Origin of the sequence: Pseudonocardia sp. TRM90224, from assembly GCF_021245725.1 — a bacterium.
Taxonomy (GTDB): Bacteria; Actinomycetota; Actinomycetes; order Mycobacteriales; family Pseudonocardiaceae; genus Pseudonocardia.
Genome location: NZ_JAJGSX010000007.1, coordinates 26,370 through 44,101, shown reverse-complemented (window position 1 = coordinate 44,101; position 17,732 = coordinate 26,370). Strand labels below are relative to the sequence as shown.

Annotated in this window: 19 protein-coding genes and 1 pseudogene; 10 read left to right on the top strand and 10 right to left on the bottom strand. The window is 70.5% G+C overall.

The features are described 5' to 3' along the window. Nucleotides 1–71: 71 nt before the first annotated feature. On the bottom strand, nt 72–308 hold the full coding sequence (locus LL648_RS12930) for a hypothetical protein (protein WP_232662771.1): 237 nt from the start codon (nt 306–308) through the stop codon (nt 72–74). Nucleotides 309–402: 94 nt separating this feature from the next. On the opposite strand from LL648_RS12930, the gene LL648_RS12925 reads away from it, so the two are divergent. From LL648_RS12925 to LL648_RS12910, 4 genes are all read left to right on the top strand, one after another. Further along, on the top strand, nt 403–1,419 hold the full coding sequence (locus tag LL648_RS12925) for a TIGR03557 family F420-dependent LLM class oxidoreductase (protein WP_232662770.1): 1,017 nt from the start codon (nt 403–405) through the stop codon (nt 1,417–1,419). 194 nt (nt 1,420–1,613) lie between these two features. Continuing rightward, entirely contained in the window at nt 1,614–2,828 is a 1,215-nt protein-coding gene (locus LL648_RS12920; RefSeq protein WP_232662769.1) for an MFS transporter, read from the top strand. 146 nt (nt 2,829–2,974) lie between these two features. Then, entirely contained in the window at nt 2,975–3,538 is a 564-nt protein-coding gene (locus LL648_RS12915) for an RICIN domain-containing protein (protein WP_232662768.1), read from the top strand. Nucleotides 3,539–3,997: 459 nt separating this feature from the next. After that, nucleotides 3,998–5,137: a serine hydrolase domain-containing protein gene (locus tag LL648_RS12910; protein ID WP_232662767.1), complete on the top strand. Its 1,140-nt coding sequence runs from the start codon at nt 3,998–4,000 to the stop codon at nt 5,135–5,137. Nucleotides 5,138–5,149: 12 nt separating this feature from the next. On the opposite strand, the gene LL648_RS12905 is transcribed toward LL648_RS12910, so the two are convergent. Beyond that, nucleotides 5,150–5,566 carry a VOC family protein gene (locus tag LL648_RS12905; protein WP_232662766.1) on the bottom strand — a complete coding sequence of 139 codons (417 nt, stop codon included), beginning with the start codon at nt 5,564–5,566 and terminating at the stop codon, nt 5,150–5,152. Nucleotides 5,567–5,676: 110 nt separating this feature from the next. Next, nucleotides 5,677–6,618 carry a hypothetical protein gene (locus LL648_RS12900; protein ID WP_232662765.1) on the bottom strand — a complete coding sequence of 314 codons (942 nt, stop codon included), beginning with the start codon at nt 6,616–6,618 and terminating at the stop codon, nt 5,677–5,679. 112 nt (nt 6,619–6,730) lie between these two features. Here LL648_RS12900 and LL648_RS12895 point away from each other — a divergent pair, with 112 nt between their 5' ends. Both LL648_RS12895 and LL648_RS12890 read left to right on the top strand, forming a co-directional pair. After that, nucleotides 6,731–7,558, top strand: coding sequence for an MBL fold metallo-hydrolase (locus LL648_RS12895; protein WP_232662764.1), 828 nt, complete (start codon nt 6,731–6,733; stop codon nt 7,556–7,558). Nucleotides 7,559–7,779: 221 nt separating this feature from the next. Continuing rightward, complete coding sequence (locus LL648_RS12890) at nt 7,780–8,280, top strand: DinB family protein (protein WP_232662763.1); 501 nt, start codon at nt 7,780–7,782, stop codon at nt 8,278–8,280. A gap of 85 nt (nt 8,281–8,365) precedes the next feature. Here the strand turns inward: LL648_RS12890 and LL648_RS12885 are convergent, their stop codons facing one another. From LL648_RS12885 to LL648_RS12875, 3 genes are all read right to left on the bottom strand, one after another. Then, nucleotides 8,366–8,713 (bottom strand): YciI family protein, encoded by a 348-nt coding sequence (locus tag LL648_RS12885; protein WP_232662762.1) that lies wholly within the window; start codon nt 8,711–8,713, stop codon nt 8,366–8,368. A gap of 22 nt (nt 8,714–8,735) precedes the next feature. Beyond that, nucleotides 8,736–9,158, bottom strand: a complete 423-nt coding sequence (locus LL648_RS12880) for a DUF6069 family protein (RefSeq protein ID WP_232662761.1) — start codon at nt 9,156–9,158, stop codon at nt 8,736–8,738. Between the two features lie 120 nt (nt 9,159–9,278). Further along, nucleotides 9,279–10,001: an antitoxin YezG family protein gene (locus LL648_RS12875; RefSeq protein ID WP_232662760.1), complete on the bottom strand. Its 723-nt coding sequence runs from the start codon at nt 9,999–10,001 to the stop codon at nt 9,279–9,281. A gap of 73 nt (nt 10,002–10,074) precedes the next feature. On the opposite strand from LL648_RS12875, the gene LL648_RS12870 reads away from it, so the two are divergent. Beyond that, nucleotides 10,075–11,763 (top strand): hypothetical protein, encoded by a 1,689-nt coding sequence (locus tag LL648_RS12870; protein WP_232662759.1) that lies wholly within the window; start codon nt 10,075–10,077, stop codon nt 11,761–11,763. Here LL648_RS12870 and LL648_RS12865 read toward each other — a convergent pair. Both LL648_RS12865 and LL648_RS12860 read right to left on the bottom strand, forming a co-directional pair. Then, the gene (locus tag LL648_RS12865) at nt 11,758–12,174 is read right to left on the bottom strand and encodes a hypothetical protein (RefSeq protein WP_232662758.1); all 417 of its coding nucleotides are present in this window, start codon (nt 12,172–12,174) and stop codon (nt 11,758–11,760) included. The genes LL648_RS12870 and LL648_RS12865 overlap by 6 nt on opposite strands. Beyond that, the gene (locus LL648_RS12860; protein WP_232662757.1) at nt 12,171–12,605 is read right to left on the bottom strand and encodes a MarR family winged helix-turn-helix transcriptional regulator; all 435 of its coding nucleotides are present in this window, start codon (nt 12,603–12,605) and stop codon (nt 12,171–12,173) included. The genes LL648_RS12865 and LL648_RS12860 overlap by 4 nt, the downstream gene beginning before the upstream one ends. Before the next feature lie 235 nt (nt 12,606–12,840). On the opposite strand from LL648_RS12860, the gene LL648_RS12855 reads away from it, so the two are divergent. Continuing rightward, nucleotides 12,841–14,163 (top strand): SWIM zinc finger family protein, encoded by a 1,323-nt coding sequence (locus LL648_RS12855; protein WP_232662756.1) that lies wholly within the window; start codon nt 12,841–12,843, stop codon nt 14,161–14,163. Then, nucleotides 14,160–16,562, top strand: a complete 2,403-nt coding sequence (locus LL648_RS12850) for a DUF6493 family protein (protein WP_232662755.1) — start codon at nt 14,160–14,162, stop codon at nt 16,560–16,562. Before LL648_RS12855 ends, LL648_RS12850 begins: the two co-directional genes overlap by 4 nt. A gap of 5 nt (nt 16,563–16,567) precedes the next feature. Here LL648_RS12850 and LL648_RS12845 read toward each other — a convergent pair whose 3' ends face one another. Then, nucleotides 16,568–17,002 carry a nuclear transport factor 2 family protein gene (locus LL648_RS12845; RefSeq protein WP_232662754.1) on the bottom strand — a complete coding sequence of 145 codons (435 nt, stop codon included), beginning with the start codon at nt 17,000–17,002 and terminating at the stop codon, nt 16,568–16,570. 93 nt (nt 17,003–17,095) lie between these two features. Here LL648_RS12845 and LL648_RS12840 point away from each other — a divergent pair, with 93 nt between their 5' ends. Then, nucleotides 17,096–17,413 (top strand): hypothetical protein, encoded by a 318-nt coding sequence (locus LL648_RS12840; RefSeq protein ID WP_232662753.1) that lies wholly within the window; start codon nt 17,096–17,098, stop codon nt 17,411–17,413. A gap of 16 nt (nt 17,414–17,429) precedes the next feature. On the opposite strand, the pseudogene LL648_RS45745 reads toward LL648_RS12840, so the two are convergent. Beyond that, nucleotides 17,430–17,732, bottom strand: a pseudogene (locus LL648_RS45745) (NADAR family protein); the annotation flags it as partial.

Genomic DNA, 17,732 nt, shown 5'->3' with positions numbered 1-17,732 from the left:
CGGTGAAGTAGAATGCACGCCTCCATCGTGGGGGCAGAGTAGCATCGTGTAAGAGCTCTTACAAGACGTGATCAATCTCCACGAACCGGAGCCTCGCCGCCGAGCATGCTGCCCAACAGGTCGGGCAAGGCCGCGTGTGCGTAGTCGAGGCGCGGCAGATCGTCGAGCGCGAACCAGCCGATCTGATCGTGCTCCGCGGGGCAGGCGTTGACCGGTTCGCCCTGCCAGCGGTGGATGCGGGTGGGTGATCTGTGGGTCAGCAACACGTGCCGATCCTCAACGAGAACAGCGGCGACGACGTCATGCACCGTGCTAGCTCACTCTTCCATGGTCTTCACGACTGCAGCGACAGCCCGAACGAACGCATTCCTAGCAAGGTCCGGCGGCGGGTACAACTACGGTATGACGGCATTCGGATACTCCTTGCTGTGTGAGCAACGCGGGCCGGTCGAGCTGGTGGCGGACGCCGTCGCGGCGGAGCGGGCGGGGTTCGACTTCGAGGTCATCAGCGACCACTACTTCCCCTGGCTGGACGAGATGGGCCACTCCCCGTACGCGTGGAGCGTGCTCGGCGCGGTGGCCACCGCGACCCGACGCGTCGGGCTGATGACCTACGTGACCTGCCCGACGATGCGCTACCACCCGGCCGTCGTCGCGCAGAAGGCCGCGACCGTCGCGGTGCTGTCCGGTGGGCGGTTCACGCTCGGGCTGGGGTCGGAGGAGAACCTCAACGAGCACGTGGTCGGGGCCGGTTGGCCGGGGGCGAACGTGCGCCACGAGATGCTCGCCGAGGCGGTGCCGATCATCCGGAAGCTGCTGGGCGGCGGATACGTCAACCACTCCGGGCCGCACTTCCGCGTCGACTCGGCGAAGCTCTGGGACCGGCCTGACGAAGGCGTGCCGATCGCTGTCGCGGTCTCGGGCAAGCGGTCGGTGAAGACGTTTGCGCCGGTCAGCGACGCGATGGTGGCGGTCAACCCGGATGCCGCGTTCGTCGGCGCCTTCATGGAGCAGGCCGGCGCGGCGGTGCCGGCGATCGGGCAGCAGTTGATCAGCTGGGGCCCGGACGCCGACGCGGCGGCCGAGCGCGCCCATACGCTGTTCCGGTTCTTCGCCGGTGGGTGGAAGGTCAACGTCGAACTGCCGGGCCCGGCCGGGTTCGCCGCAGCCTCCGCGTGCGTCCGGCGCGAGGACGTCGCAGCGGTGGTCCCGTGCGGTCCCGACGTGGCCACGCACGTCGAGTCCGTCCGTCCGTTCGTCGATGCCGGCTACACCCACGTCACGCTGGCCCAGACCGGCGGCGAGACCCAGACCGAGTTCCTGGAGTTCGCAGGGCAACAGCTCCTGCCGGCACTGCGCGAGGAGTTCGGGTCGTGCGACGCCCCGGGGATCCCGGTGCGGTCATGGAGTGGCACATGATCGGGAATGCCGATAGTTCCGGCTAATCGGCGCATCAGCAGTTCGCGCTTGATCCGGTAGATCCGCGCGATCAGGGTTGTTGCTGCGGACGGCTGTTCGAGGTGGCGTACAGCGATCGTTCAGCGATATGCAGGCAGCTCGGCCTACCGTCCCGTACATCGATCGATGTTCGGAGAGGACGGTGAGTGCTGTGCGTGGTCAGAATTGGTGATTCGTCGTTCCGCGCCGCGATTGCGGTGGGGGAGTTCCGCTCGATCTGGCTGGCGGAGCTGCAGTCGGTCATCGGCGATCAGCTCGCTCGGCTGGCGGTGTCCGTGCTGGTGTTCCACGACACCGGCTCGGCCACCTGGCCTGCCCTCGCCTACGCGCTGACGTACCTGCCCGACATCGTCGCCGGACCGGTGCTCGGTGGGCTGGCCGACCGGTACCCGAGACGCACGATCATGATCGGTGCCGACGCGTTGCGCGCCGCCGCGATCGGGGTCATGGCGCTGCCGGGCATCCCCCTGGCGGTCGTGGCCGTGCTGCTGGTCATCGCCCAGCTGGCCGGCAGCCCGTTCAGCGCGGCGCAGGCGGCGTTGCTGCCCACCGTGCTGCCCGGCGAGCTCTACGCGAGCGGCCAGTCGATCCGGCAGATCACGCACCAGGCCGGGCAGCTGGCCGGCTTCGCCGCAGGCGGGGTGGTGGTCGCGCTGCTCGGGGCCCACCGCGCGCTGGCCGTCGACGCGGCGACGTTCGCCGTGTCGGCGATCGTCGTGCGGCACGGTGTCCGGCACCGGCCGGCCGCCACCGGAACCGGCGGACCGTCCCCGTGGCAGCGCGTCAGCGCCGGCGCGCGGACGATCAGGCGCGACCCGCGGCTGCGGTCGTTGACGGGCCTGGCATGGCTCGCCGGTTTTGTGATCGTCCCGGAAGGGCTTGCCCTCCCGTATGCGGCGGAGATCGGCGGCGGCGCGACCGTCGCCGGGTTGATGCTGGCTGCGCACCCGGCCGGCATTGCAGCCGGCGCGTTCGCGCTCAACAGGTGGGCGAGCCCGCGGACGCGCCTGCGGCTGGTCGGCCCGCTCGCGCTGTTCGCGATCGTGCCCCTCCTCGGGTACGCGTTCCGCCCCGGTGCCGTGGTCGCGATCGGGCTGCTGTTCGGATCGGGGTGCTGCGCGGCCTACCAGGTGACGGCCGCGGCGACGTTCATGCGGCTCGTGCCCGACGCCGAACGCGGCCAGGCGTTCGGCTTGGCCGGCTCCGGGCTCATAGCTGTGCAGGGGGTCGGGTTGCTGGCGGGCGCGGGACTGGTCTCCCTGCTCGGCTCGCCGGCGTTCACGGTGGCCACCATCGCCGCGCTGGGGACGCTGACGGCGATACCGGCTGCCGTCGCCTGGCGTCGGATCTGCGTGGCCGTCGACGCGTGAGCCCGACCGTCGCGATCACCGGGAACAGCTGACCGCCAGCTCGCGTGGACTCCCAGAAATCTGGTATAGGCACGATTTCCCCTGGTCAGTACTGTCAGCGCGGAGATGATCAAGGGTGGATGCGAGGGAGTAACATGCGGATGCGAGTGACGGCAGTCGTCGCCGTGGTCGTCGTCGCCGCGGGGTCGCTGCTGGCCGGGGGCACCGCGCACGCCGATGAGTTCCAGGGCAAGTGGTTGCGCAACGACGGCGACGCACAGTGCTTGGACATCGCGACGGACGGCGGCGAAACCATCGCGGTGACCCGTCCATGCGGCCGTGAGGCGAGCCAGCGGTGGACCACCCGTCCTGCGGGTTGGGCTACCCAGATCATCAACCGGCAGACCGGAAATTGCCTGCAGGTCCGCACGTCGGGATCGCCTCCTGCTCCGGCCATGGGCAGCCCCATCGATCTCCGCCCCTGCGGTCCACCCGCTGAAGCCGTCGATCAGCAGTTCAGGGTCTGGGCGCCGTCCACGAACAAGCTACGGCTCGGTATCCAGTACAACCCGGATGTCCCCGTCTTCCTGGTCGCGACCGAAGGTCAGGTCGTGATCGGCAACTTCTGGGAGAGCGACGCCCGATGGCGGATCCTCAGCGCTTCGCCTTCCGGTCCCAAGCCTGACGACGAGGGCGAATGCGGGATCCAGGCGTGCCCGGACACAGAGTGAGGCGTGCTGGCCGGTTGAGTGTGCTGACGGCTGCTGTGGCAGCCGCCAGCACACTCAATTCGCGATTGCGACCTGCGGTCCAGCGTTCAGCAGGAGCAGCGCCTGTCGTATTCGCGGCACAGCTGGATACGCGGATCCCACACGAACCACATGCAGTGGCCCGTTCCACCCGCCAGCACCCGCACGGTGGCACGGCGGTCGCCGTGACCTGCGGGACGAACCGTGCGAGCAATCGATCGGATACCGCAGCGACGAAGGAATTCACGACAACCCCCCCATACCGGAGACCATCCGACGAGATGGAAGCTACTCCGGGGCATGGCGACGACCAGCGGGTCGGGGCAGGTTGCCGGCAGCTTGCCGATCCGCTGACCTCGGACTGCGAGGTCGTCGACGCCGCCGCAGCTATCTTGATCGTGGGCGGCACTGCCGGAGGGTGGCTGCGCTGGGGGGAGCAACGTGGACGGTGCAGTGGCGGCGGGGTTCGAAAGCGTGCGCGAGGAGTTCGCGAGGGTGGTCGCCGCGGAGCGGGACGACTACGCGGGCCAGCTGGTCGCGTACGTCCGCGGCGAGCGGGTCGTGGACCTGTGGACGGGGCCCGGGTTCACCGCCGACACCCTGACCGGGGTGTTCTCCTCCACCAAGGGTGCGATGTCGCTGGTGGTGGCGCTGCTGGTGCAGGACGGTGTGCTCGATCCGGACCAGCGGGTCAGCCACTACTGGCCCGAGTTCGCCGCGGAGGGCAAGCAGGACGTCACACTGCGGGAGTTGCTGGCGCACCGGGCGGGTGTGATCGGCGCCGATGCGGGGTTCAGCCTGGAGGAGCTGGCCGACGACCGGAGGATCGCGGCGCGGCTCGCCGGCCAGCGGCCGTACTGGCGGCCGGGCGTCGCGTTCGGCTACCACGCGTGGGTGATCGGCGCGCTGACCGGCGAAGTGGTGCGGCGGACGACGGGTCGGTCCATCCAGGAGCTGTTCGAGGAGCGGGTTCGGGCGCCGTACGGGCTCGACTTCCACCTCGGCCTGCCCGACGAGCTGGAGCCGCGGTTCGCGACCACGCTGCCGATGCTGCCGACACCGGAGCAACAGGCGGAGATCGACGCAGAAGTGAGCGAGCCGGAGAGCCTGGGCGGGATCGCGTTCAACGAACACCGCGCGGATGCACCGGAGCTGTGGGACTTCCCGAACCAGCGGATCGCCCGGGCGCAGGGTCAGGCGTCGGCGGGCGGCGTGGCGTCGGCGCGCGGACTGGCCGGCATGTACGCGGCGGCCGCGACCGGGATGAACGGCAGGCCGCCCCTGCTGGATGCGGGCACGATGGCGGCGTTCGCGCAGATCCAGTCGATCGGGCACGACGTCGTTTCGCGGGTCCACAAGGCGTTCGGGCTGGGGTTCAGTGCTGTGGCGGAGCTCTACCCGTTCCTGGGCCAAGGCGCCTTCGGGCACAGCGGTGCGGCAGGCAGCCAGGCCCTCGCGGATCCGCGCAGCGGCCTGGCGTACGGCTACAACCGTCGCCGCTACGCGTATCCCGGTGGTGCGGCGCCGGAGAACGAAGGCCTGCTCCGCGCCTGCGTCACCGCGGCGCGCGCAACGCGGTGAGCGGAGCCGCTGTCACGCTTCGGTCCGCGCAGCGATCATCTTGAGGTAGTGCGGGTTGTACTCCAGCCCGATGACGTTGCCGAACGGGTCGACGACGGACGCCGTGACGAACCCCGACTCCTGCTCGGTGACCGGCTCGTGTTCGCGTGCTCCCAGCGACACCAGCCGGTCGAACGTCGCCCGGATGTCGTCGACGTGCCAGGCCGTGACGACACCGCCCACGCCGTCGCCGGACCCGTCAGGGGTGTAGCGGCGGTCGATGAGCCCGAGCTCGGTCTGCAGGTCGCCGACCCGGAACTCGGCGTAGGCCGGCGGGCCCTCGACCGGGCGCACGAAGTACGGGCTGGTCCCGACGAGCTCGGAGTACCAAGCGATCGCCGACGGCATGTCGTTGGTCGAGTAGCAGATCCCCGAAAGTCCTCGCAGCATCGGCCTGTCCTCTTTCACTCGGGTTCCTTCGCTCATACAGAGCATCGCACCCGTACAGGTCAGATCCTGACCTATAGGGGCAGCTTCACCCGGGTGATATGGCCGGTTTGTCAGGGCAGCGGTATCGCGGCGCGGACGTACTGCTCTTCGACGTACTCCTCGTTCTCGTCGAGCCAGATGCCGTAGTCGGGCTCTCGGAACGAGGTCGCGATACCCAGCCACGACATGAAGTGCCCGGAACCGCCGCAGATCTGGGTGCCGCCGTCGCCTCCACACACGACCTTCCGGTCGGCGGTGCGTTCGGCGGAGTAGGGGTCCTGGCCGATCTCCAGCCCGAAGGCGTTCGGAATCCGGTGCGGCCCGGCCTGCAACGAGTCCGGACTGCCCTCAGGCGGGTAGGTGTCGCCCCAGCGGAACAGCGTCACGGCTCCGGCACCGCAGGCGTGCTCCCACTCGTCGGGCGTGAGCAGGCGCTGGCCTGCGTCGGCGAGGTGCTGTGTTTCCTGCGTGTAGGACGGCTCCCACAATCCCCAGGCCGCTCGCACCGACCAGTCGTCGTCGAGCAGGAGTCGCAGCCGCCCCGGATCCTCGGCCCGACGCGGTGCCGATTCGCCACCGGCACGGTTCCGGATGTCATCGAGGAACGCGACGACGTCGGGATCGTCCGGCGCCAGCGCCGGGCCTCGCGCATCCGTTGCGTGCACCGCCACCAGCAGCGTCGGTACGACGGCCGTTCGTCGAGGGGTGGTCAGAGAGGCGAGGAACTCGGTGAGATCGGCCGGGAACCCGAAGTCGTTCGCCATCCGCTGCTGCTCGTCCTGCTGCGCGGGGGTCGGCCGGAAGGTTGTGGCGTCCCAGCCGACCTCGGTCGCGCCGCCGGGAACGAGTGCGAAGCGCTCGCCGTCGATGTCGAACAGAGCAACCCGCCCGGGCCGCCCGGCGAACTCATGGGTATGCACGCCGATCAGCGCCGCACCGACCGACTCGGCGATCTCCTGCGCCGCGGCTGCCGCCTCGGCCGCACCGAGTCCACGCCACTGCTGCAGATCCACGACGACATCATGTCAAGCGGGCTCGGGGCTCGCCGAATCCCATCCCGTTCTTGCCGGCTTGCGATGCCCTCCGCTGCGGGGTATTTTCCCGGCAATCTGTTGAAGGAGTGACGTGCTGACGCGGATCGCGGAAGGTGTGCTGTTCCACCAGAGCGAGTTGCTCCAGAACAACGCCGTTGTCGTGCAAGGCGCGTCGGGCGTACTGCTCGCCGATCCAGGGATAACGGGCGATGAATTGACCTGCCTCGCGACCGATATCCGCGAGTTGGGGCAGCCGGTTGTGGCCGGCTTCGCGACGCACCCCGATTGGGATCACGTGCTCTGGCACGCCGATCTCGGCGAGGCGCCCCGTTACGGCACCGCCCGCTGCGCGGAATTCATGCGAGACCTGTTGTCGAACGCGGACTGGAAAGCCCAGGTTGCCGATGGATTGCCGCCGGAAATCGCCGATGAGATTCCGCTCGACCTGTTCGGTCGCATCACCGCCTTGCCTCCCGGAACCGCGCAGCTTCCGTGGGACGGGCCCGAGGTCCGGATCATCGAGCATCCGGCCCACGCCCAGGGGCACGCGGCACTGTTGATCGGGGAACGCGGCGTTGTGGTCGCCGGCGATATGCTGTCCGACATCCTGATGCCGTTCCCTGACCTGGGCGCCGCCGACCCGATCGGGGACTACCTGGTCGGGCTGCGGCTGCTCGAGGCCGTGGCGGACGACGTCGCCGTCCTCGTCCCCGGTCATGGGTCCGTCTGCGGGGCCGATGAAATGCGCGCACGCATCGAGTTGGATCGCGCCTACGTGGAGGCCTTGCGCGACGGTCGCACCCCCGACGACCCGCGCATCGGGCCTTCGGCCACGTACGGCAAGGACTGGCTGCCCGCCGTGCACGAATGGCAGGCAAAGCAGCTCGCGCCGAAGGGCGAGCACGGCGGGGACGCCTGATCGGAGGCCGACCCGGCCTCGATCCCCGGCCCGCGAACCAGCTCATCGCGCAACCATGAGATGATCGCGTTCGGCGCCCCATCAGGGCTGCCCACGGCTGCGGTGTCCGATCTCCCCGCATCTGCCTCGAACGTACGGACGTCTCCGAGTTCCCGGTACCGGCACATTTCCGCGCAGCGGCGCCACATGGATCCTCGGCCACGAAGAATGGAGCTGCACCCATGAGCGTCGACCGCATCACCGACGGTGCCGAGCGATCGATCCTCGAGAACATGCTCGATCGCAACCGGGCAGCTCTCATCGAGACCGTGCGAGGGCTTTCCGAAATCGATGCCCGCCGGAAGCTGGTGCCGTCGTTGACGACACCGATCTCACTGATCAAGCACGCGGCGGGCGCCGAACGGATCTGGTTCCAACGGTTCTGGGCGGGACTCGACGAATCCGAGTGCGACGGCTACTCGAACCGGGATGTCGGCACGTTCGCCGTCGCCGACGACGAGACGTTGGTCGACGTGATCGCAGAATTCGAACGGGCGAGCGAACGGTCGCGGGTGATCGCCGCTCGGTTCGACCTCGACGACACGAAGCACAATCCCCGTGAGGGAACGGTCAGCATGCGTTGGACCCTGCTATCCATGATCGAGGAGTTCGCCCGGCACGCGGGTCACGGCGACATCCTGCGCGAGCAGATCGATGCCGGACGCACCGCCACGCTCCGCTGACCGGACGGTTCCCGCCATGGTGAAGATCATCCTTTCCGGCCGGATCGACGACGTCGTGGGGTTCGCCACCAGCACCTGAAAGGGCTCAGGCGAGGCCTATGAACGGGCGGACCTCGATCGGTCCCCAGCACGCCACCGCACACCGTCCGGCCCAGGCCAGCGCCGCGTCGCGGTCGGGCACCTCGATGACCCAGAACCCGCCGAGTTGCTCCTTCGTCTCGGCGAACGGCCCGTCGGTCGTCGTGACGACGCCGCTCTGATCGCGGACGACAGCGGCCCGGTCGGACGTCATGAGTCCGCCGCCGAACACCCAGATCCCTTTCGCCTTCATGTCTTCGTTGACGGCGTCGATCTGGGCCATCTGTGTGTCGAGGTCGGCGCCCGTGGGCTGGGGCACGCTCTCGTCGTTCAGGACGCCAAGCAGGAAGTGCACGGCGATCGCTCCTCGTTCGGGGTCAGGACAGCCGACGTGCGACGGCGGGGATCACGATGGCAGCCGCGACGACGTGCGTCAGCATCAGGAACACCTTGGTCGAGATCGAGGCGTCGACGAGCACATCGGGAACGAACGACAGCACGGTGAGCGCGACGGAGGTGCGGATCCACGCGGTGCGCGGCCGGCGGGCGAACCGGCGCAGCCCTGCGGCGACGACCAGTCCGAGCACGGAGAAGATCGCCGTCATGACGGCGAACCCGGACGCCGGGATCGGCTGGCCGGAGATGGCCGTGCTGACGCCGATCGCCTCGCCCGCGGCGGCGACGAGGGCGGTGGTGACCGCCGCGGCGACGGTGGCTGCCGAGCCGGCCAGCAGCAGCGAGCCGACGGTGGGGGAGGTGGCGGTGGTGGCGGGCGCGGTGGTGGGGACGGTGATGGACACGGGAGCCTCCGGCAGGTGCGGGGAGCGGCGCGGTTGCCGGTCCCTCACCATGGCCACGAACGGGCCCGCCGCCGTTCGACATCGCCGCCGAGAAATCTTTCAAGATCTTTTTGTGGGCGCCTACGTTCGCGGAACGGCGACCTCCGTCAGCAGCTGCCCGCGGTCGTCGTAGGTCTCGAACCCCGACTGCCAAGCGAGGGTCGCGAGCACGGCCTCCAGCTCGGCGATCCTGGAGAGGTCCACCCGCCCGCTGAACCTGACGATCGGGTAGGTGTTCATCGTGGTCAGTCGGGCCCAGTCGGTGGTGAGCGTGTACTCGGTGTCGGCGTTCACCTCGGTGCTCCATCCGGCGTGCCGGAACGCTTCCGCGATCACGTGGGGATCGGGCAGATCGGGCACGTCGTGCACCGAGCCGAACGTGTTGGACGCGCCGGCCATGACCTCTTTCAGCCACCCGGGGATGTGCTCCTCGGCTCGGGGGAAATTGCCGAGGTCCCTGGTGAACTCGTCGTCGAGGATCGAGGCGCCGGGGCGTTCGTCGTAGTTGTACTCGACGGTGAAGCTGCCGTCGCCGGACAGCGTGAGGTGGAGGCTGTACCAGGTGCCGGGCTCGGGGTCGTACATCCCGCGCCGCAGTTCGCGCAGCTTCTCGTCGAGCCCGTAGGGGATGCTGACCCGCCGCATCTTCTCCGGGTCGCCCTCGTCTACGCGCAGCCGGTAGAGGGACGTGCCGGCGAGCACGATGCCGTCCAGCTCCGCCATCCGAAACGCGTCCGGCATGACGGTCGTCATCAGTTCGGCGGTCTCGGTGAGGAGCTCGTTCTGCTCGATCGGTGACAGCACCGGTCCGACGCTATCGGTTCGTGGTGACGTCCTGGATGGTTGGATGTGGTCAGCGCTCATTCCGGGGGGACAAGTGGGATACGACTGCACGCTGCACCTGGTCGACGAGAAGGCGATCCGCGAGACGTTCGTGCCGCGTTTGCTGGGCACGTCCGACGACGAGACCGCACTCGACCGCGTGCATCCGGGCGCAGCCGAGGTTTGGGCGCAAACCCGCTCGTTGTTGCGTACCGGGGACCCGCACGAGGCGGCTGGGGCGATCAGCGTCGCGGCCGTCATGTTCAGCGCTTCGATGCTGCCGTACCGGTATGAGCGGGGGCTGGCGCTGAGCCTTGCGATGCGGCCGGGGGATGTGTTCCCGGACGATTGCCCGCACTGGGGCGCCTACAGCCCGGACGACCTCTTCGACGAGCTCATCGCTGCGCGACCGGAACTGCGTGGCCGGTTCCCCGTCGCGTTCAACGGCAATTACTCCGCCGGTCTGTTCGTGCCGGCCGCCGAGGTGCCCGGGGTCCTCGCCTGGGTCGAGGCCCAGGTCGCGTCGATGTCGAAGGGAAGGCAGCGCGACCACCGCGGGATGCTGGCGGTTCTGCGGGCCGCGGTGGATCGTGATCTGGCGTATTGGGAAGCAACGGATCTGGCAGTGCCGGCCGCCGGCGAGTTCCCGGGAGATCCCGCGCTGATGTGGGCCAGCTATCTCGGCACCGACAGCATGCCTGCCACAGAGGTGGAGACCGCGCCGATGTCGCCCATCACGAGCGTCCTGGACGACGTGGTCGGCGACGATTTCCGCATGTCGCACAGCGACGGCACACCGCGGGTCGAACTCTGGGACCTGTCGGTCTGGCCGCCGCGCTGCGTCCTGGCGCGGGACGAGTTCTGGGTGGCCGCGGCACGCGACCGCCCGCGCGATGGCAATGGGCGATGGCTCGCGTTCTCGACCACCGACACCCGGGCCCGACCACGCGCCTTCACCCCGATCCTCGTCGAGGGCTCGGACGACCCGCCGACCGTCCTGCCGGCGAAAGGGCCGGACGGGGCCGATCTCGACGCGCACGAGTGCTATTTCCTGGGCGGCCGTCCGGTGGTGCTGCACGAGGTCAAGACGCACCTGCTCCGGTTCGGCGGAATGGAGGTCGGCGATCCCTTGCCCGGCCCGCTGTGGCTCGGGCCGTCGGGGGAATGGGAGCCGATCCCGGGAATCGAACCGGCCGCGGTCGTGAAGAGCATCCTGGGTGATGCGGAATCGCCGCAAACCGGCTCGGTGCGGCTCGCCGACGGTAGCGACGTGCTGATCTGGGACGGCGACGGGTACGAGCTGAACCCGGCCGGGACCGGGTGCACGAAGACGTTCGCCATGGGCGCTCGGCGCACGTACGACTGGACGTCCGCGCCGGCCGGTGACGACGGCTTCTTCTACCGTGCCGGGGCCGGTCTGTACGAAATGCACCGCGGCGGCGTTCCGCGCCGCCACGTCGAGGCGTGGACGAACGTGCTGGGTGTGCGACCGGGACCGGCGAACGGGCTGCTGCTCAGGTTCGGCAACCTCGATAGCGGTGACGTCGGCGCGCTCTACTTCCCCGGCGACGGCACGTTCATCCCGTTCCCGCCGGAGATGTTCGACGACCAGGATTCCTACAACTTCATCTACTGGAACGTGCGTGACGACCGGATCGTGGCCGGCCGGTACGGATATGTGGCCGTGCGGGTGGCGGATGTGCTGGCGCGGCCAAGACAACCGGTTCCGCAGCACGGCTCATGAATCGTGGGTCCAGGGGAAGGGTGCGAGGTCGGGCTCGACCCAGCCGCTGCGTGCGGGCGCCGCGGCCAGCGTCGCGGGGCGGTAGAAGCGGGTGAGCAGCCGTTTGTCGAGCAATGCCGGCTCGCGCTCCACGAACTGCGTGAAATCGGCCGTTCGATGTTCGGCCGTGTGGAATCCGACCAGCTCCACCCAGGCCCGGCTGATGGTCGCGTGGTACTTCTGCGGTTTGCCCGCGTAGCGCGCCGTGCGTCGGATGCCGGCGCTGACGACATCGACGGCGCCGCGGACTCCGTACCTCCGGACGGCGAGCCAGGTCAGGTGGACGTGCTCGCGGTGGCCGAACCGCTCGGCGCCTGCCATCACCTCGGCGAGCATTCCGTCGAATACCCCCGGCGTGCCCTGGCGGCTCATGACGACACCTCGGTGAGGCGCTGCAACGCTGCCCGGAACCCGGCCACGGCCTCGGCTGGCAGACCGTCCAGTGCGCGCCGCTCGAGGTCGGCGACGGCCGTCCGGATCGTGGCAGCTGCCGCAGCCCCCGAGGGCGTCAGTTCGATGATCACCACGCGTCGATCCCCTGGCCGCGCACCGCGGGTGACGTGCCCTCGTCGCTCGAGGCGGTCCAGGACGCTGGTCAGCGTCGTCGGCCGGGCACCGACGGCTGCGCCGAGCTCCGACACCGTCCGGCCGCGTCCGTCGGCGAGGTTGGCCAGCGCGTTGACCTCGGACGCCGTCAGGTCCAGGTCGACGAGCTCGGCGGCGAGCACCTGCAACGTGGCGTGTGTTGCCCGCTGCAGCGCGAGCAGCGCGGACCAGTCAGGTTCAACCGTTTCGTATTTCACGAGATCGGACTATACGAGATCGGAGTATCTGTCGGCAAGGCAAAGTGCGTGGGCGTCGCGCCAAACCGAAACGTGGGACTCGCCAGCTGGAACGTGGGACTCGCCGTGCTGGAAGTGTCGACTCGTCGTGCCGATGGTGTCGACTCACCGTGCTGGAAGTGTCGACTCACCGCTCCGGAACGCGGACTCCTTGCTTCGCCCGTAACTGTCGGTGCCCTGTCGTACCGTCACGGTCATGGGGGCAGCCGTTCACACGTACAGGTATCGCAGCGGTTCGACGGTCGGCGAGCGGTCACGCTCGGTCGGTCTCGCGACGTCCGGAGGCACCGCGCTCACCGGGCCGAGCGTCCATCCGTTCTTCTACCGCGGTCGGCTTCCGGCCAGCGCCGCGGAGGGGGTGCTCGCGGTGGCGAAGGTGGCGCACACCCGCTACTACCAACCTTCCGCGCGGGCGTCGCTCGACCCGGTCGTGACCTGCTCGGGCGACCGCTTGCGCTTCGAGTCGTTCTCCGGGTGCTGCGGTGTCTACGCGCGGCTCGACGTGCTGTCCGGCGCGCTCGACGGTGAGGTGGTCGATCGGGGCACGACGAACGTCGACGTCAACGAGCCGCTGCGGCGGGCGCTCTCGCGGGTCGTGGGCCGCGACCCGCTGCACGTCTCCGTGGGGTCCGACCGGATGGTGGTCACCACCCGCGAGACCGCGGTGGAGGAGCGCAAGGTGCCGCTGCCGTCGCGGTGGCTGCGCGGCTTCGCCGAGACCCAGGTGATCACGGCGGGCTTCGACCTGCGCGCCGAGCTGGCCGGAGCGGATGCCGTTCGGTTCGTCCGGTCGTTGCCGCGCGGCGTGCGCGGACCGATGTGGGCGGTCCCCGCGGGTCGCACGCTGCGGCTGTCGGGGCGGCCCGCGGCCGGTGCCGTTTGCGTGGCCGGGCCGTATCGGCTGGAGGCGATCGGGCCGTTGCTGCCGCACGCCAGGTCGATGCGGGTGTACGGGCCGGCGGCGCCGCCCGGGCGGTTGCCGTCGGTGAGCGCGTGGGAGCTGGACCTGGGCCACCAGCGCATGGTGCTGGTGCTCTCCCCGGAGATCAGCAGGGGGCTCTCGGGGGAGGGCGCCGTGCTCGACGCGCTCACCGCGCCCGAGGGTGCGAGCGACGCCGAGCTCGTCGGTTCGTTGCTGACCTTCGAGCCCCGCATCGAGATCGCCGAGCTGGCGCAACGGTCGGGGCTGTCCGAAGCCCGCGTCCGCGCGGCGCTCACGCGGCTCGGCACGTCCGGCCGGGTCGGGTTCGACCTGGCCGAGTCGGCGCACTTCCACCGCGAGCTGCCGTTCGACGGCCAGGCCGCGCTGGCGGCCAATCCGCGGCTGGCCAACGCGAACAGCCTGGTCACGGCCGGTGCGGTGCGGCTGGAGGGCGACGCCGCCGTGGTGACGGCGGCCGGTCGCGAGTACCACGTGCGCGGCACTTCGTGCACGTGCACGTGGTGGGTGGAGTACCGGGGCACCCGCGGCAAGTGCCAGCACGTGCTCGCCGCCGACATCGTCAGGGGGCGGTCATGACCGAGTGGAACACCCTCCTGCGCCTGCTGGAGGCCGGCCGACCGGCCGAGGTGGCAGCGGCGCTGCGCGGACTCACCCCCGCGCGGCGGCGAGAGCTGGCCGAGGCGCTGGTCGGCTATGAGCGGAAGCTCCGCAAGGGCGACACCGGCAGCTGGGTGATGCGGGGCCGGCTCGCCGTCGCGGGCGCTGCGCTCCTGCCGGCGGCCGCGGCAGCCGCGTGGCTGCTGCGCAACCAGCCCGACGAGGAGAACGCGCGAGTCGTGGAGGTGCTACGCGAACGTGCCGTGCCGTGGCTGCCCGACCTGGCGGCGCGCCTCGCCGAGCGGCTCCCAGGTCGCGAGCTCCGCCCGGGGCTGTTCCGCCTCGTGGTGGCGCTGGTCGAGGAGTCCGGCTGCCCGGCCCCGACGAGCGACGGGTTCCTGTTGCACCTCGCCGCGGAGGGCACTCCCGAGTGGCTGCTGGCCGAGCGCGGCCGGGTCGCACTCGTGCTGCCGATGCTCGACGTCGACGGCGTCGGGGCGCGGCTCTCGCCGTGGTGGCGCGACGCGATCGTCGCGTCGGTCGGCGACGGACTGCTCGACCGCCCGGCCGTCCTCGATGCGAGCATCGCGCGGCTGCAGCGCGGCGGGCGGCCCGGTGAGGTCACCGGCTTCCTCGCGCTGCACGACGCGCTCGCACCGAGCCTCGATGAGGTCGCGCTCCGCGCCCGCGACTACGTGTCGTTGCTGGCCGATGCCCATTCGCCCGTCGCCGGTCGCGCCCAGGAGCTGCTGCAACGCCTCGATGCCGCGGGCGCTCTCGACACCGAGCTGTTCCACGAGACCAGCCGGCGCCTGCTCGCGCGCACCGAGAAGCGGCTCGTGCGGGCCCAGCTCGCCTGGCTCGCCGAGGTCATCGCGCGTGCGCCGGCACATCTTGATGAGCTGCTCGTCGTCGCGACCACGGCGTTCCGGCACGAGACCGCCGACGTGCAGGCGGTCGCCGTCGACCTCGTCCGTGAGCACGTCGGGCGCGCCGCGCCGGCCGCCCGCGAGCAGGTGCTGCGGGAGGCAGCCGGGCTGGCGCCCGACCTCGCGGCGGCGCTGGGCGTCGACGTCCCGGCCGCTCCCGTGGCCCCTGCAGCGGTGTTCACACCGCCCGGTCCGGTGGTGCCGATCGAGACGGTCGACGAGCTGCAGCGGGAGCTCACCGCCATGCTCGGGCGGTGGATCGACAACCAGGACGCCATCCAGCTCGAACGGGTGCTCGCGGCGCTGGTGTCGTTCGCCCATCGTGATCGGCCGGGGCTGATCGCCGGGCTGGAGCCGCTGTTCGCGAAGAACGCGTGGATGGAGCCCACGCCCGCGACGTGGAACGACGAGGTGCCGGGGCATCCCTTCAGCGCGCTCGCCGTGGTGGTCCGCGCCGCCGCTGTGCCGGCAACCGTCCTCGCCAACCCGGGCCGGCGCTCGGACTGGACCGCCGAGCTGCACTCCATCGGCGACCGGCCGCCCAGCTGTTCGATCATCGAGCGACTGCACGAGATCGCTGTCGGGTTGTCGTGCTCGCCGCGGCCGGCGCTGGTGTCGACCCCGACCTCGACCAGCGGGCTGATCGATCCCGATGTCCTGGACGAGCGGTTGCGGCGGGCGGCTGCCGAGGGCTGGCAGCCGTGGCCGTCGGATCTTGCACTCGCGCGGTTGCGGGTGCCTGCGACCGATCCGGTCGAGATCAGGCTGCACCACTCGCAGGAGGCGGGCCAGCTGCTCGCCGCCGTGCCGCGGATCGGGCCGATCGGCGCCGTCGACACCACGGCCCGGCAGCACGACGCCCCGTGGGTGACGTGCTGGCCGGCCCTGCTGCCAGCGCATCGCGATGCGATCGCCGGCCACCTGCTCCCCACGTTGCGGCTCGACACGAGCGAGCGCTTGGGACGAGGACATCCGGTGCTTCCGCTGCTCGCCGAGGCCGAGGGGCCGATCGGCGAGGCGATGCACCTGGCGCTCTGCTACGGCTTCGGCGCCGCCGGCCCGGAGAACCGCATGTACGCGGTCGACGCCGTGCTGATCCTGGCCGCCCGCGACCAGCTCGACGGCGAGGCGCTCGGCGGGGTCCTCGGCCGGCAGGTCGCCCGGCGGGAGATCATCCTCGGCAGGGCGGTCCCGGCGCTGCGCGACGCCGCGCTCGGCGGCGCCGCCCCGCAGATCTGGCGGCTCGTCGCCGCCGCGCTGCCCACGCTGCTCGATCCGGCCGCCGGGCACCCCGTGCCCGGCCTCGCCGACCTGATCGCGCTCGCCGTCGAGCTGGCCCAGCAGGTGCGGCCTCGGCACGACGTGCCGGGGGTGGCCGCGGTGGCGGCCAAACGAGGCTCGAGCAGGGTGGTGGCCGAAGCGAAACGGCTCGCCGCCGCCATGGGGTAGCTGGGTCAGGCGGTGGAGCAGGCGTCCGCGATCGCTGCGACGTCCCAGTAGAACGGGCGGATCTCGCTGATCCGCCCGTTCTCGACGGTGATCGTCTGCAGGATCGGGAACTGGAGCTCACGACCCGTGGCGCGAGCGCGGGCGCGCACCTGGGTGAGCACGACGAGCGGGCTAAAGTGCGAGAGGAACTCCTGCTCGACCATCTCGAAGGCGCCCCAGGTCCGGCTCATCGCGAGGAAGAACCGCTCCAGACCGTCGTGGCCGCGCCAGATCCCGCCGTAGGGCAGGGAATCGGCCTGGTGCAAAACGACATCGGGGGCGAAGAACGGGGCGAGAGGGGTGAACGAGGCCGTTCCGGGTCCGCCCGCGGCCAGGTATTCGGCCTCTGCCGCGTACATGCCCTTCAAGACGGCGGCGGCGGACGTTGTCGACGTGGTCATGGACGATCACTGTGGTTCCTCGGAGCGCTCTGCGCTGGCGGGTTTCCGCCGTCGCGATGCAACCGGACGCCCGCGCGCCACCGTCCCAATGCCATGGTGAACCTGCGCTCCACCCGTGCCTGTGTCGCACTGGCATCGGCGCTCGCCGGGCTGTCGCTGCTCGGGTGCGGGCAGGCGCAGCTGCCCTTCCTGCGCAGCGCCGAGGGCGAGCCGGTCCCGGCCGAGGTGCTCGCGTTCGACCCGCAGGAGTACGGCCTCCCGGTCGCGGCGCTGACCACCGAACCCGTCCGGATGCGGGTGTTCGCCGGCTGGTTCGGCCGAGCCGAGCCCGCCGACACCAGCGGGCCGGACGTCGTCGTGCCCCAGCCCGATCACACGTTGTCTGCAGGAACGGCCGCAGCCGGCCGTTGAACTTCGCGATGCTGCCCCGCACGACGATGCCGTAGCGCTCTTCGAGCCAGCGGTCCTGCTCGAAGCCGCGGACCGCCCGGCCCAGCCGCTTCGCGTCGGCCGGTGCCTCGGCCCGCAGGATCCGTTCCAGCATCTCGTCGTCACCGAACAGCCGGGCCTTGGCCGCCATCATGAAGTGCTCGGCGCTGCGGTACACGACGCCGTCGACCTCGAAGTCCTCCAGCCACCACTGGCTCAGCACCCACCGCCCGAGGTCGTGCCCGGGGCTGGCGGTGTGGCCCCAGAAGAAGAGGAACTCCGGCTCGTAGCCGGCCGCCAT